This window comes from Frigidibacter oleivorans, assembly GCF_003993775.1.
GTDB classification, from domain to species: Bacteria; Pseudomonadota; Alphaproteobacteria; order Rhodobacterales; family Rhodobacteraceae; genus Frigidibacter; species Frigidibacter oleivorans.
Genome location: NZ_RJRZ01000003.1, coordinates 50,822 through 63,621 on the forward strand (window position 1 = coordinate 50,822; position 12,800 = coordinate 63,621).

15 protein-coding genes are annotated in these 12,800 nt (G+C 67.2%); all 15 read right to left on the minus strand.

Annotated elements, in window-relative coordinates; translation table 11 throughout:
* Position 1: 1 nt before the first annotated feature.
* The 15 genes from EEY80_RS05435 to EEY80_RS05500 all read right to left on the minus strand — a co-directional run bounded on the left by EEY80_RS05435 (position 2) and on the right by EEY80_RS05500 (position 12,719).
* Complete coding sequence (locus tag EEY80_RS05435) at positions 2-1,546, minus strand: hypothetical protein (protein ID WP_126975573.1); 1,545 nt, start codon at positions 1,544-1,546, stop codon at positions 2-4.
* Positions 1,546-2,208: a hypothetical protein gene (locus EEY80_RS05440; protein WP_126975574.1), complete on the minus strand. Its 663-nt coding sequence runs from the start codon at positions 2,206-2,208 to the stop codon at positions 1,546-1,548. The genes EEY80_RS05435 and EEY80_RS05440 overlap by 1 nt, the downstream gene beginning before the upstream one ends.
* Before the next feature lie 9 nt (positions 2,209-2,217).
* Entirely contained in the window at positions 2,218-2,907 is a 690-nt protein-coding gene (locus EEY80_RS05445; RefSeq protein ID WP_126975575.1) for a phage adaptor protein, read from the minus strand.
* Between the two features lie 122 nt (positions 2,908-3,029).
* Positions 3,030-3,518 carry a hypothetical protein gene (locus EEY80_RS05450; RefSeq protein ID WP_126975576.1) on the minus strand — a complete coding sequence of 163 codons (489 nt, stop codon included), beginning with the start codon at positions 3,516-3,518 and terminating at the stop codon, positions 3,030-3,032.
* Positions 3,519-3,599: 81 nt separating this feature from the next.
* Positions 3,600-4,043, minus strand: a complete 444-nt coding sequence (locus tag EEY80_RS05455; protein WP_126975577.1) for a hypothetical protein — start codon at positions 4,041-4,043, stop codon at positions 3,600-3,602.
* Between the two features lie 58 nt (positions 4,044-4,101).
* Complete coding sequence (locus EEY80_RS05460; RefSeq protein WP_126975578.1) at positions 4,102-5,205, minus strand: N4-gp56 family major capsid protein; 1,104 nt, start codon at positions 5,203-5,205, stop codon at positions 4,102-4,104.
* 95 nt (positions 5,206-5,300) lie between these two features.
* Complete coding sequence (locus tag EEY80_RS20015) at positions 5,301-5,471, minus strand: carbon storage regulator (protein ID WP_164738155.1); 171 nt, start codon at positions 5,469-5,471, stop codon at positions 5,301-5,303.
* Between the two features lie 22 nt (positions 5,472-5,493).
* The gene (locus EEY80_RS20020) at positions 5,494-6,429 is read right to left on the minus strand and encodes a hypothetical protein (protein ID WP_164738156.1); all 936 of its coding nucleotides are present in this window, start codon (positions 6,427-6,429) and stop codon (positions 5,494-5,496) included.
* Between the two features lies 1 nt (position 6,430).
* Positions 6,431-8,695 carry a portal protein gene (locus EEY80_RS05470; RefSeq protein ID WP_126975580.1) on the minus strand — a complete coding sequence of 755 codons (2,265 nt, stop codon included), beginning with the start codon at positions 8,693-8,695 and terminating at the stop codon, positions 6,431-6,433.
* Positions 8,688-9,158, minus strand: coding sequence for a hypothetical protein (locus EEY80_RS05475; RefSeq protein WP_126975581.1), 471 nt, complete (start codon positions 9,156-9,158; stop codon positions 8,688-8,690). Before EEY80_RS05475 ends, EEY80_RS05470 begins: the two co-directional genes overlap by 8 nt.
* A complete protein-coding gene (locus EEY80_RS05480) occupies positions 9,155-10,813 on the minus strand; it encodes a terminase (RefSeq protein ID WP_126975582.1) in 1,659 nt (552 codons plus the stop codon). Before EEY80_RS05480 ends, EEY80_RS05475 begins: the two co-directional genes overlap by 4 nt.
* On the minus strand, positions 10,810-11,361 hold the full coding sequence (locus tag EEY80_RS05485; RefSeq protein ID WP_164738157.1) for a terminase small subunit: 552 nt from the start codon (positions 11,359-11,361) through the stop codon (positions 10,810-10,812). The genes EEY80_RS05480 and EEY80_RS05485 overlap by 4 nt, the downstream gene beginning before the upstream one ends.
* A 182-nt stretch (positions 11,362-11,543) precedes the next feature.
* Positions 11,544-11,828, minus strand: a complete 285-nt coding sequence (locus EEY80_RS05490; protein ID WP_126975584.1) for a hypothetical protein — start codon at positions 11,826-11,828, stop codon at positions 11,544-11,546.
* A gap of 92 nt (positions 11,829-11,920) precedes the next feature.
* Positions 11,921-12,190 (minus strand): hypothetical protein, encoded by a 270-nt coding sequence (locus tag EEY80_RS05495; protein ID WP_126975585.1) that lies wholly within the window; start codon positions 12,188-12,190, stop codon positions 11,921-11,923.
* Position 12,191: 1 nt separating this feature from the next.
* On the minus strand, positions 12,192-12,719 hold the full coding sequence (locus EEY80_RS05500; RefSeq protein ID WP_126975586.1) for a hypothetical protein: 528 nt from the start codon (positions 12,717-12,719) through the stop codon (positions 12,192-12,194).
* Between the last annotated feature and the right edge of the window lie 81 nt (positions 12,720-12,800).

A 12,800-nucleotide genomic window follows, 5' to 3' on the forward strand; every position in this document is an offset into this window, starting at 1 on the left:
GCTACCTCAGCAGCTCCTCGATCGTCGCGGCGAAGGAGATGCCGCTGATTGTGGCGTCACCTTCAACCTCGACCTCCCAGCGGGTGGCCTTGCCGGCCGGCAGCCGCCCGGGGGTGTCGATCGCGTCGCTGCTGTGGTGCAGGGTGCCGTCCGCATAGAAGCGGGTGACGGTGGCGCCGTCGCGTTCGGTGTCGATCTTGAAGGCGCCGAAACCCTCGCGATGGACGTGGTGGTAGAGGCGGCTGCGCCAGAGATAGGGACGCTTCGCACCCGCCTCCCACAACCGGACCTCGGCGCCCTGCAGCATGAAGACCGCGCCGGTCTGGATTTCGAGATGCAGATCCTCGGCGCTGATGTCGGCGCGCTCGTAGAAGGGCTGCGTTCCGGTCGTGTCGATCGCACCGATCCGGCGCGCCGCCCCATCGAGGTGCGAGAACAGGTATCGGCCGCGATAGGAGGTGGCGATGAAGGTGGACGGTTCCAGAGCCGTCCATTGGTCCGCGGTGAACAGTTCCCGCGAGATGACCTGCGCGCCGGAAAGCGAGATCGAGACGATGCCCTCCGGCGATGGATAGAGCGCCGAATAGCCCATATCCACGATTCCGCGGCGCGCGACGCAGGGCAGGTTCGACTCCACCTTCTCCTGCATCATCGACTCGGGATGGGTGCCCTGGATGATGTAGGGGGTGCCGGTGGTCAGCACGACAAGCGCGGAACCCAGCGCGACCAGCCCGACGACAGGATAGGCGACGGTGAGGACGTATTTCGATGGCCAGGCATGCGGGATGTAGGGCTCGCAGAACAGCACCTCCTTCCCGTCGAAGGCCGCCATCATGCCGTTCGGCATCGGGATGATCCCGCGCATCCCGGCCGGCGGCGCGTCATAGTCGGTGCTAGGCACCGGCTCTTGGATCGGCTCGTCCAGCGGCAGATGGGTGTGGGACAGATCGAAGGCGGAGAACTCGGCGACGAAATGCAGCGCGGTCTCCCCGCTGCTGCCGGTCTGGGAGCGATAGAGGCGGATCAGGGTGATCCCGCGCCCGGCGGGCGGGGTGACGAAGCCCTGCAGGAAGACCTGCAGAGGCGAGTGCCATAGCACCGGCTCCGTCAGAGGCGACGGGGGCGACTCCTCGCCCCACTGGGTGACATAGGTGTAGGCGAACAGCGTCTCCTCGGCGATGGCTACATCCACGGTGCCGAGGATTTCGACCGTGGGCGCGTCGGTCGGGGGCAGCAGGGCCAGCGGGTAGGTCTGGCCGTCGACCCGCATCTTCGGGGCGCCGTCGCCGGTGATGTAGAGCCGCGAGGTGGCCACGGGCCCGGGCGTGGCATCGACATCGGCGTCGAAGCCTAGCCAGGCGCTGTCGTGACGGATGATCCGCTGCACCGGCCCGGGAAACTGGTGGACGGTGACCGGCTCGCGCAACGCCCGGATCGCGCCGTCTTCCAGCACGATGTCACGCGCGGCTTGCGCGTAGTTCTCGGGCAGAAGCCTTGGGTGGAGGCGCGGCATCTCGCCTTTGAAGTTGGCGATCTGGACGCGCATCAGAGCCACCTCGGTTTCGTCCGCACCGGGGCGCGCTGCTGGCCTCTGATCTTGCTGGAAAAGGCGCCCCGCATCGCCTCGTCGAAGACGGCGCGGAAGGCGGTTGCGGCCTTGGCGTCGGTCCAGAGCTGGCCGGGGATCGACAGGATCCGGCTCAGCGCCCCGGCCGCGATGGTCTCCCCATGCTGGGTCAGCAGGAAGTCGGGGGCGCGGTTGTTGGCGTCGTCGAGCGGATCGTCCGGGTCTCCGCCGAAGGACTGCCCGTGGCGCGGCTTCAGGAACAGCGACAGCCGCAGGACGCCCGGCTCGAAGGGGTAGACCGACACGGTGTCGGGGGTCACCTGGGTCAGGTATTTCGCCTGCCCGGTCATCGGGGTCTGGGCGACGCCGTCATGGGCCAGATCGGTGATCTGGGTGGGGTCCAGCGGTCGGCCGTCCAGCGTCGCATCCTCGATCTCATGGATGGCGCTGCCGGGCGGGGCAACAATCGCCTGCCCCTGCTCGTTCAGCGCGGCCTCCACCATATGCCGCCAGCAGCGCGTCCGCTCGCAGAACTCGATGGCGGCGAGGCGGGTTTGGAACAGGGCAACCGGATCGGGGCAGCCCGGGGCGCGGGGCAGGATGTAGGCGAGGAAGGGCGTCAGCTTGATCGTGGTGACCATCTGCGCACCTCAGCGCGACCCCAGCGACATCGCCGCTTCGCCGGTGTTGATCGCGCCAAGCGCCGCGGTGAAGGAACTGTAGTGGGCGGTGGCCCGCGCCGCCGCATTGGCCTCGCCGGAGTCCTTCGACAGCGCCCGGTAGAGGACATAGTCGACCAGCGGGTTGCGGTAGAGGTCGGGGAGATCGACGAAGGAGTCGTAGGCCTCGACGTCGAGCATGGCGCTGCCGGTCGGCCCGGACAGCTCCAGCGGGACGACACCCACGGCGGCCTCGATGCGGCCCTCACCGTTGTTGCCGGGGACGACGTAGAATTGCCGGGGCGTCGTCATGTCATGGACGACATGCAGCACGGCGCGGGCGAAGGGCATCACCGATTTGTCCTGCCAGCCCGGGATCTGGGCATCCAGCACGGACCGGTCGATGGGCCGGATCGCGGCGCCGCCCCGTTCCTCCTGGCCCTGAACGATGTTGCGGATCACCCGGGAGAGGATCGAATACTCGGCGGGCAGTTCCTGCCGGGTGCCCGCGACGAGACTGAGGATGACGATGCGGCTGTTCGCGTTGGGCTTGATCGCGACAACCTCGCGGATCCCGTCCTGCAGGTAGGCGAACAGTTCGGCCGCGAGCCAGTGGACGGCCCCGCTGTCCTGCAGGATCGTTGAGGCGCGGCGCATCACGTCTTTTGCCCGGAAGGCCATCAGGTTCTCCTATCGGCGCTTGCCGAACAGGCGGCGCCAGAACGACGGGCGCCGCGGGGTGCGATCGTGCTTCCAGTAGTCGCCGGGGGCGCCGGGCGTCTTCCGGCGCCCCCGGCGCGCCATCAGGCGCGCTCCGCCCGCGTCGCCTCGATCTGTGCGATCAGCGTCTCGGCCTTGGCCCGGGCGTTCGGCTCACGGCCGACCTCCTTGGCGAAGAGATCGCGCAGCTGGTCCAGCGACATGTCTACCAGCGCCAGCGGGGTTTCCGTCGCGGGTGCGGGCGCGGGCGTGGGCGCGGGCGTGGGCTCGATCACGGTGGCGGTGGCCGCGGGTTCGACGCCGCCGGGTGCCGGGACCGGAGCGGGCGACACCTGCGGGGCCGGCGCGGGCGAGACCGGGGGGACGCCGATCGAGGTGGCGGCGGTGGTGCCGGCGAGGCGGAAGCCCTCGGCGACCCGCAGGAACTGCTGGGCGTGGTCGGCCGAGGCGATGGCGCAGACATGCCGGCCGGTGCCGTCATCGGCGAAATGGTAGGCGGTGCCGTCGCCGACGCGATGATGGCTGCCACCCGGGCGCTTCTGCAGCGCCTCGATGATGAGAATGTTGGACATCAGGTCTCCCCTTTCGGTTTCGCAATTGCCCGCCCCGGCGGTGGGCCGGAGCGGGCGCTTTCAACCGTCCCTCGGACCGCGTCAGGAGACGACGCGGATGCGGCAGTGCAGCTTCTTGGTGGCGCCCGCGACGATGTCGGCCGACGTCTTCAGCCCGACCGAAACCGGGGTGTCGCCGTTCTGCGCCAGCGCGGCCAGCGCGGTCAGCGCGGTGGTCGCCGGGGCGCCGGCGGCACCGGCGTTGACCAGTTCGGAACCCGAGGTGCGCGCGGCGTCCAGCGAGCCGGGGCTGCCGGACATCAGGCCGATGGTCAGGTTGACGGCGCCCAGGTTCTCGGATGCGCAGTCGAAGCCGACGATCCGGCCGTAGGGGAAGATCGGGAACAGGTCGAGGATGTCGGCGGCGGCCACGGTCTCGGCAAACACATGCGTGAACATGTATTCGATCACTTCGCCCTTGCGGTGCGGGTTCGGCACGGGGGTGCGCGAGTTCCCCTTGAAATACGCGCTCTGCTTGATCGCCATGTCTCTTACCTTTGTGCGATGCGGAAAGGGTCAGGGGGCCGTGCGGCCCCCCGATGGATCAGACGATCGCGTTGGGATCGCGGCAGTAGGTATCCAGCGCGCAGCAGCCGAAGTCGCGGCCGTTGAACCGGGTCTTCTTCATGCCCATGATCACGCCGCAGTAGATTTCGACCTGGTTGTCGGCATCCACCAGCTTCTCCACCCACGTCATCCGTGCGCCGTTGCCGGCGCTGCCGTAGGCGACGACACCGGCCTGCCGGCCCAGCAGCAGCCCGCGCGCCGCGGGCAGGTTGCCGCCGACGCCATAGTCGCCGAAGCGGCGCACCGATTCATGCTCATGAAGGACGAGGTTCGAGATCATGCCCAGACCGCCCTTGCAGATCGGGGACTTCCGACCCTCCGAGGTCGCCAGCGACTGCTGGATCTTCGACCAGGAGAGATCGCCGGTCTCCACCCGCATGTCGTAGGCCTGGAACTTCGTCATCAGCACGATGAAGTGCTTGGACCCCTCGACCGTCACCGGGCTCATGCGGATGACGTCGGGGTTGGTCGCGTTCATCATCGTCGGCTTCACCGCGACGCGCTCAAGGAAAGCCACGTTCATCTTGTCGGCGGCGGTGAGCGTCGCCTTCGAGGTGGCGGCACCGGCGTAGAGCAGGTGGTCGGCATCCGGCGCGTGGATCGGGTTGCCGGCGAAGGGCTTGTTGAAGACGGCGTCCTGGTTGATCGCGCTGAAGTTGGCGTCGCCCGAGAGGTAGACGAAATAGCCCTCGTCGATCCACTGCGCCACATATTCCGAGGTGCGGTCCCGGGCGATGCGGCGGAGGTCGTGCAGGAGGCGCTTGCGGCTCATGCGGCCGGCGGCGGAGGCGCCTTTCCGGGCCTGGTCGATCTTCACCTCGTCGGTGTAGAAGGTCAGCGCCTCGGCCGAACCCTCGACGCGGTCATCGCCCAGCGTCATGCCGCCGCGCAGACGCATCGACAGGTCGAACTGGACGGTGTCGCCCGCCTCGTCTTCCAGATCGACCTTGCGCTCGATGATGTTGTTCTCGCCGGTCCCGACGAAGCGCGACCAGTAGCTCTGCTTTTCGGTGTCGGTGGCCAGCGAGGTGGCCCAGCGACGAACCGCTTTGGGGTCATTGACGCCGATCACGGTCTGCATCGGACTCTCCTTCGGTCAATACGGTGTTGACCCAGGCACGTCCTATGCTTGGCGTTGGGCATTCCTACCACATCTTGGGGTATCGGAGCAACGGTCTAGGGATCGCAGCGCGAGACCCGGGTAATGGGCATCTCGCGCGGCGCTTCGATGATGATGGTGGCGGCGCGCTGTCCGATCTGAACGAACTTCAGGACGATGTCATCGCCGATGCGGATTTCCGGCGTGGAGCCGTCATTGGTGGGGACGACTCGGGTTTTCCACGACATCGGCGATGGTCCTTTTCGGGCGTCAGAGTTTGAGGAAGCGTTCGATCTGGTCGGGGGGCAGCCGTGCGAGCGCGGCTTCCATTTCCAGCGGGTTCTTGATGCGGTCGATGGCCGCGAACGCGCTGTCCTCCAGCTCGGCATTGCCGTCCGAATTGAAGCCCGCGAGGGTCGGCGGGGCATCCGGCCGCGGGTCGCGCCGCTGCTCGATCTTGGGACCGGTCTGGCGCTTCGCGGTCACGGTGGCGGCCGAGGGCAGCGCCTGACCGGTCAGCGCCTGATGCCGGGTGGCATAGATGCTGTAGGCCAGCTGGATCTGCTGGTCGCGGGTGAGGCTGACATTGGCGGTGTTGCCGGTGACCTCGCGGAGCGTGGCATCCCAGCTGTCGCGATGGGTGTCGGTCCACAACTCGGGGGCCAGTTCCTGGAAGGCGCCGAGGCGGGCGTTCCAGTGGTCGACCATCTTCTTGTTGTGCTCGTCCATCTGGCGCTGCGCCATCTCGATGGCATGCTGCGCCTTCGCCTGTTCGGCGCTGAGGGCGGCCTGCTGCGCCTGCATTTCGGCGCGGGTCAGGCTGCCATCGTCATAGCGGTCGTAGAGCGCGACCAACTCCTCGTCGATCTTCGTGATGCGCGCCTCGACGGCGGAGAGATCGGGCACCGGGGGTTCGCGGGAGGGTTCTTCCGGCTCCGCCTCCGCCCCGGTCGCGGTTGCCTCCACCGCAGCGGCAGCGGCAGCGGCGGCGGCAGCCGCAGCCGGGGGCGCGGCACCGACTGCGGGCTCTGCGGGCTCTGCGGGCTCGGCAGCAGCGGCTGCGGCGGCTGCGGGAGGTGCGATCACGGGATCATCCCCGGTCGACAGTGCCGCGATCTCGGCATCGGTGAAACCGACATCCTTGAGCGCGGCGGCGTCGAGCTGGTCGGGAGGGAGGTGGTCGTTGTCGGACTGATTGAGGCGCATGTCAGGCTCCTTGGCTCACTGGCGGGACGGTCGCGGGCGGTGCCGCGGTGGGAACGGGCGGCATGGCGCCTTGGGCAGCCATGTCGGGGGGGAGACCGGCGGCGAGCCGGGCATCCCCGAGGATCTGGTCGGCTGCGGCGGCGACTGCCGGGGCGCCGGCGATCTGCAGCGCCGCCTCCATGGCCGCGGTCATCTGCGCGATCAGGTCGGTGGCGGTCGCGGCCTCGGCCTTCGAGGCTTCGGCGGTGATCTTCCGCGCCTTGGCTTCCACTTCGGCCAGCGCCGCCATGGCCTGCCGCTTCTGCATCTCGGCGGCCTGGGCCTTCTGTTCCGCCATCTGCATCTGTTCGGGCGTCGGATTGTTCGGGTCCGCGTCGGGGTCTTCGACGCCGGTGATCTGGCGGATGCGCTTCACCAGTTCGTCGCGCTTCGGCACATCCATGGCCTCGACGATGAGGTCGAGCATCTGGACGACGATCTGCGGGGCCGTCGCGGCGAGGCGTCCACCGAGGTCCAGCAGGGCTTCGGCCTGCGCCTGGCGCACGGTGAGGCGCCATTCCTCCTCGCCCAGCACGAAATCCGCCTTGAAGGCGGCGATGGCGTTCTCGGGGGCGCCGTCGTTGATCGGGACGAAGGCGGGATTGCCGCGGGCGTCGGTGATCCTGATCTCGTCGGCCTCGGTGTAGAACTGCTCGCAGAGGATGATGGTCTTCTCGCCATGGATTTGGCGGGAGCGGCGGAGGTTGTCGAAGAACGTGGAGGTGGCCAGCGCGCCCTGATCCTGGCGCGCGATGATCGCCTTGCCCGACTTCGCGTTGGTGGATCGGCCCATGTTCTCGTCGGTGACACCGCCGATGGACTGGATCATCTGGGCGTCGCGGCTCATCAGGTCGATGTGTGCGGCGGCGATGTTGGTGTCGCTCTGAACCACGGGTGCGGGCTGGCCCGACTTGTATTCGATGACCGCGTCGGGCCGGCCGGCCTCGTCCCGCAGCGTCTCGATGTCGTCGACCGCGCCCTCCTGGACGGTGACCCGGGTGGTGGAGAGGTGATGCAGGGCCTTGGCGGCGCGCCGGTTCAGATCGCGCTGGATGTCGCGCACCCCGCGGATCAGCCCGTAGGGCATGCCGTCGCGGGCGCGGCGGTATCCCCAGATCGGCGTGAAGGGGTAGCGGTTGTGCCGATAGGGACTGCGGCGGATGTCGAGCAGGCCCGCATCGGTGAACAGGGCGACATGCACGATCTGGCGGGGCTGGATCGACAGCGAGGCGAGCCCGGCGTTGAGTTCGCCGACATGGCCCGGGCTCCACGGGTCGAACAACTCGCCGGCGAACTGGCCGCCGCGGATGACGGCGGCATCGCCGACGACGCGCTTGAACCAGCACTCGATCACGCGGACCCGGTCCCGGCTCGCGGACCCAGAGGTGAGGGTGTGACCGCGCGACGCGCCGAAACCGAAATGCTCGGCCTCCGCATGGTCCATGGGCTCGTCGCCGAGTTCGTCGAGCATGAACAGGCCGGCCGAGGCCTGCGAGATGCTGCGTTCCACCAGCCCGCGCCGATCCGGCCACATCCCGTGGGCGATGTCGGCGTCCAGCCATTTCGACCGCATCAGGTAGCGGGCGTCCTGCATGTCATAGGCGGTCGAGGTGGAGTCCCAGAGCATCGAGCGCCACGACTCCGACCGCAGCATCACCGGGCCGGGGGTGTCGGGGCCGGCCTGACCGCCTTCCAGCCAGCCCAGCCCCGCCTTCACGGCCGAGGCGAATGCGTCGGAGGTGACATGATCGAAGCCGTTGGCATCGCTGACATGCTTCAGCAGCTGCGTCTTGCGTTCCGCCGCCTGTGTCCCCGCCTTCTTGCGGCTGAGGACGCGGTAGTCCATCGGGGCGCGCCGCTGGGTGCCCAGCACCCAGTTGACGGAGGTCTGGATCATATTGAAGACCAGCGGGGCTTGTCCGCGGGCGGCGAGGATCTGCAATTCCTCGTCGGTGAACTGGATGTGGTCGTAGAAATCCTCGTCAAGCGCCATTTCGAGCCGGTTTTCGGCCTGGCGGTCCAGCTCGCGGATATAGTGGCCCATGAGATTGACGTGGATGCGCTCGGCCTGCTCGCTGTCGAGGAACGAGGCCTTGGCCCGGCGGGCGGCTTCGGGGCTGCGGGCATCGGCGGGAAGATAGGTGTCCCCGGCAACCCCCTTCCGGCGCCCCGAATAGATCAGGGAGCCGGAAATCTCGTGGCGGGCGCGCTTTTCAGGATCAAACATCGGTGCTGATCTCCGTCTCGATCGTGCGGCCGGAGGCGCGATCCGTCATTGTGACCTCCCCGATGGGCAGAGACTTGCCGAAAATCTCCGGTGGATCGGGTGGCATATGGAACACGTCGCGGATTCCGTCGTTGATGGCGTCGAGGATTGCGACGTGGTCTCGCGCGTGGTGGGCGCTACCAGGAAGGAGCCCCGCCCCCAGCCATTCGTTGATCCTCAGGCCCGCATAGACGGGGTCTCCGACGCTGCGATCCTCCGGCATGGCGAAACGCCAGAGGTCGGACATGAGGATGACTACTGGCGTGGTGCGGCCGCGGGCAATTGGCCGGCCGGGATGCAGCAGGACCAGACATGGTTCGTAGCTGGCCCGGCCGGTTCGCCACCAACTCCCGATCAGGATGATGTTCTTGGTGATCCGCTCGAAGGCGCGGAGGCGGAGATCGAGGGGGGGGAAATCGGTCATGCGGTCAGTCCTGTGGCGCGGCGGCGCGGGCGTTCGGTCAAGCCATTCGCCGCCCGGGCTTTGGCCTCGGCGGCGGCGTTGGTGCGGGAGTAGCCTTGGGGGTGCTGGCGGATCGCGTCGGCGGCGTGGCTATGCTCGTCGTGGCGCGGATGATCGTGCCAGACCTGCAGCCTTGTGTTCCACTCGCGGGAGTAGTTTTCGATGTGGGCGATGCCCTCCTTGCAGGCCTCTTCATCGAAGCGGAAGCGGGGGAAAGCCTGTCGCGTCAGGTCGATGCCGTGCTGGATGTTCTGGACTCGCGGCACCACCTGCCACGTCCATGACGGCCGCATCTCGCGCAGGATCATCACCGGCGAGGCGAGGGCGAAATCGCTGGGCCGGTGCTGGTTCTGCTGACGCTTCTGGTCGGCGTCGTGGGGGAGATAGTGGCGGCCCCAGATGAACCGCTGGCTCTCCATCCACTCGATGAAATGGAGGTAGCCGGCCCCTGCGGCTTCATGGAAGCCTATCCAGTGGTCCCAGCCGTCGACGTCCTGATGCAGCCAGATCGCGGTGTCGTCGGCCGCACCCAGATCCCAGAACGAATTGACGGGGACGTGGCGCAGGACGGGCAGCTTGCAGATCCTGCCCTCGCGCCGGGCGATCAGCATGGCGGTGGCGTAGTATTTGCCCTCGGTCGAGGCCTGCCAGCATTCGGTGGGGGTGGACGGATACTCCCGCCACATCAGGTCGGGGGTGGTTGCGAAGTCGGTGTCGCGTTTCGCGATATACCAGGCGCGCTGGTGCAGGTCGATCTCGCAATCCATCGCCCCTTCGACGGTGTCGAAGTAGAGGTGTTCCTTCGCGCTGATCTTGATCCTGGCGGTCTGCTCGGGCCGCAGCCGGTATTCCGGCGCCTTCCACCATGGGAAAAAATGGAAGCGATATTCGAGGTTGGTCAGCGGTTCAGCGGCTTCGGTCGCGGCGCGACGTTCGGCGCGGGTGCAGATGTCGTAGAAGCTGCCGCTCTGGCCCTCGGCGGTGGACTCGATGAAGACAATCCCGGTTGCGGGGACACCCTGCAGCGAGCCGGTGGTGATCTCGACGGCCTTGTCCGGGTATTTCGCCGCGATCTTGCCCATCTCCGAGATGTGCAGGAAATGCGGGGTGCCGCCCCGGGCCGACGAGGTCACCTCGATGGATGAGCCATTGGCGAACACCATCTGCGTCTGGGTCCGCTCCACGGTGGGGACCAGCGCGCGGACGAACGGGGGGAGGTTGTCGTAGGCGAAGCACACCTTCTTCCGGTAGAGCTTGGTGGCCGCATCCTTGGTGTGAGCGATGACGACGACTTCCTGGTCCCGGTTGAACAGAGCCTGATCGAGGCCGAGGATTTCGATCAGGGTGGAGAAGCCCAGCTGGCGGGCCTTCGGGATCACATTGCGGTAGTGCAGATCGTCGAGGAGTTCGCGCTGCGCCGCATTGGGCCGGAAGGGGGCCGCGATTTCGGGCTCGTCATCGGCGGCGTCATCGCCCTTGGTGGTGATCTTGTAGAGCCGGCCGGAATAGATGCGCCAGCGCCATGAAGCCAGCGCCCGCAGCAGATCGGCATCGGTCTGTGGGTCGAAGTCCTCGTCGACCTCTTCGGGGGTGGGGATGGGGCGCACCTGGCTCAACTCGTGCCCCCGGTGCGGCGCAGGGGCGCCTTCGACCCGCGGTCGACCAGCTGCTTGAACGCATCGGCGAAGGCGTTGGCGAGGCCTTCGTCGCGCTTGCTGAAGGCGCCGGTATGCTCGGCGAGCGCCATCAGGGCCTTGATCTTGTCGTGCAGCTTGATCTTGGTCTTACGGACGTAGATCGGGGCTTCTCCCGGTCCCTCGACGACGGTCTCGGTGCTGACCTCGGCGAGCGCGTCCAGATCGTCCAGCGGTGTGGAGGTGAGGTCGATGGCGGGCTGGCCATTGCCGTCGATGCTGATGAACTGGCGCATCGAGGCGAAACCGATCTTGGCCAGTTCCGCGATGACGCGATCCGCGTCGATTTCGGTTCTCTCCGCCCGGGAGGCCTTGCCGGCCTCGATCTGGGCGAGGACGCGCGGATCGCGCATCAGCTTGGACGCGGTCACGGCTGCGGACTCGGGCGCATATCCTGCGCGGATCGCGGCGGCGGTCTGGTTGAGGTCGAGCAGATACTCCCGGCAGAATGCTTTCTGCCGGTCGGTCATCGGGCGCGACTGATCCTTTGCGCTTGACCGCGGCATCCTGCCATGTCCCTCGCGGCGGTGTATCCGCCATTGCTGCTCAATATGCAGCACCAGAGGGCATTCGCGCAACAGGTGTAGAGGGGCCCAAGCGCCGCCCCCACCAGATGTTGCATGTTATGATTCATTAGCCTGCGACGCCGCCCTCAGATGGGGGGCGAATTGCCGTAGGGCGCGAAAATCCGAGCCGGCTCAAGGCGGATGTCTCCTGCGCTGTTATGGCAGACATACACCGGCTGGGGCGTAGTGAAATGCTCGCTGGACAGCTTGACGAGGCCGGTCCAGTTGATCTTGTCGAAGGTCTTCTTCCTAAGCTCGATCTCGGCAGCCAAGGCGTCGATACGCTCCTGCGGCCAGTAGGGGGTGGCAGCGAGCGCAACGGCGAGGTCATCGAAACTGCCGTATTTGTCCTCGGTGGGTTTGGTGGTCATCTTGTTTCTCCTGATGTGCGAGTCGGCCCCGCGCTGCTGTGGGTCATGCTGGCGCACGGGATGCCGGCCCCGCAAGGCCGGTCACCAGTGGGTCAGCCCGGGGTGTCGGTGCCACGTTCTTCGAGGTAGACCCGATGGGCATCGCGGTCGATTTCGGCCAGCGATAGCCCTGCCAGATCGCAGGCGTGGCGCACATCGGTCAGGAGGTCTTGGATGACGGAGCGGGGGCTGTCGTAGTGCCCGGCCAGCGCCGCCGCGCTGGTGATCAGGCGCGCGCCCAGATGCGCTGCGGTCAGCTCGTCCTCGGCCATGTCCAGCGCCTCCAACGTGAGCGCGTCGATGCGGTCCTCGATGTCGGTCATATCAGGCATCCATTTTGGTGGCGGTGAGGCGGGGCGTGGTGATGCGGAGGTCGATCTTGGAGCGCCCCCGACGCGCCACGGTGGCATGGGCGCGGGCGAATGCGTCGTCCATCGACGCGGCGGTGATCGAGAAATCGGCGCGGCCCATGCGCCCGGTGCGGGTGCAGTAGGTGGCGGTGACGAGATAGATCGCGGTGGCCTCGGTGGGGCCGGGCTCGGCCGGCGACGTGGCGACCCGCAGGTATTCCCGCAGGATCGCCGCGATGTCGTCGGTGGCCATGGACGGACAGTCGGCGCAGGGGCTGTAGCCGATCAGGTCTTCATAGAGGCGATCCAGCGCGGCGCGACGCCATTCCTCGAAGGTGAGGCCTGCCGTGTAGGCGGCGGTGGTGACCTCGAAGCATTTGACCAGATAGGCGTCATCGGAGCCCTCCCCGCAGGGGCTGGTCCGGCTGTAGATCGCGAGGGCCAGCGCCTCGGCGCGGGGATCGTGGTCCGAGGGGTCGAAGTCGGTGATCGGGAGGGACATCCTTGTCTCCTTGTGCTTGCGTTCTCTCTGTAGTTATATGTAGTCATAACCCATAGGTCAACTACAGACTACTACAGGTGA

What these genes read in the sequence shown, in the direction of transcription:
- EEY80_RS05435 (WP_126975573.1), bottom strand. Translation starts at nt 1,546, where the DNA reads ATGCGCGTCCAGATCGCCAACTTCAAAGGCGAGATGCCGCGCCTCCAC.
- EEY80_RS05440 (WP_126975574.1), bottom strand. Translation starts at nt 2,208, where the DNA reads ATGGTCACCACGATCAAGCTGACGCCCTTCCTCGCCTACATCCTGCCC.
- EEY80_RS05445 (WP_126975575.1), bottom strand. Translation starts at nt 2,907, where the DNA reads ATGGCCTTCCGGGCAAAAGACGTGATGCGCCGCGCCTCAACGATCCTG.
- EEY80_RS05450 (WP_126975576.1), bottom strand. Translation starts at nt 3,518, where the DNA reads ATGTCCAACATTCTCATCATCGAGGCGCTGCAGAAGCGCCCGGGTGGC.
- EEY80_RS05455 (WP_126975577.1), bottom strand. Translation starts at nt 4,043, where the DNA reads ATGGCGATCAAGCAGAGCGCGTATTTCAAGGGGAACTCGCGCACCCCC.
- EEY80_RS05460 (WP_126975578.1), bottom strand. Translation starts at nt 5,205, where the DNA reads ATGCAGACCGTGATCGGCGTCAATGACCCCAAAGCGGTTCGTCGCTGG.
- EEY80_RS20015 (WP_164738155.1), bottom strand. Translation starts at nt 5,471, where the DNA reads ATGTCGTGGAAAACCCGAGTCGTCCCCACCAATGACGGCTCCACGCCG.
- EEY80_RS20020 (WP_164738156.1), bottom strand. Translation starts at nt 6,429, where the DNA reads ATGCGCCTCAATCAGTCCGACAACGACCACCTCCCTCCCGACCAGCTC.
- EEY80_RS05470 (WP_126975580.1), bottom strand. Translation starts at nt 8,695, where the DNA reads ATGTTTGATCCTGAAAAGCGCGCCCGCCACGAGATTTCCGGCTCCCTG.
- EEY80_RS05475 (WP_126975581.1), bottom strand. Translation starts at nt 9,158, where the DNA reads ATGACCGATTTCCCCCCCCTCGATCTCCGCCTCCGCGCCTTCGAGCGG.
- EEY80_RS05485 (WP_164738157.1), bottom strand. Translation starts at nt 11,361, where the DNA reads ATGACCGACCGGCAGAAAGCATTCTGCCGGGAGTATCTGCTCGACCTC.
- EEY80_RS05490 (WP_126975584.1), bottom strand. Translation starts at nt 11,828, where the DNA reads ATGACCACCAAACCCACCGAGGACAAATACGGCAGTTTCGATGACCTC.
- EEY80_RS05495 (WP_126975585.1), bottom strand. Translation starts at nt 12,190, where the DNA reads ATGACCGACATCGAGGACCGCATCGACGCGCTCACGTTGGAGGCGCTG.
- EEY80_RS05500 (WP_126975586.1), bottom strand. Translation starts at nt 12,719, where the DNA reads ATGTCCCTCCCGATCACCGACTTCGACCCCTCGGACCACGATCCCCGC.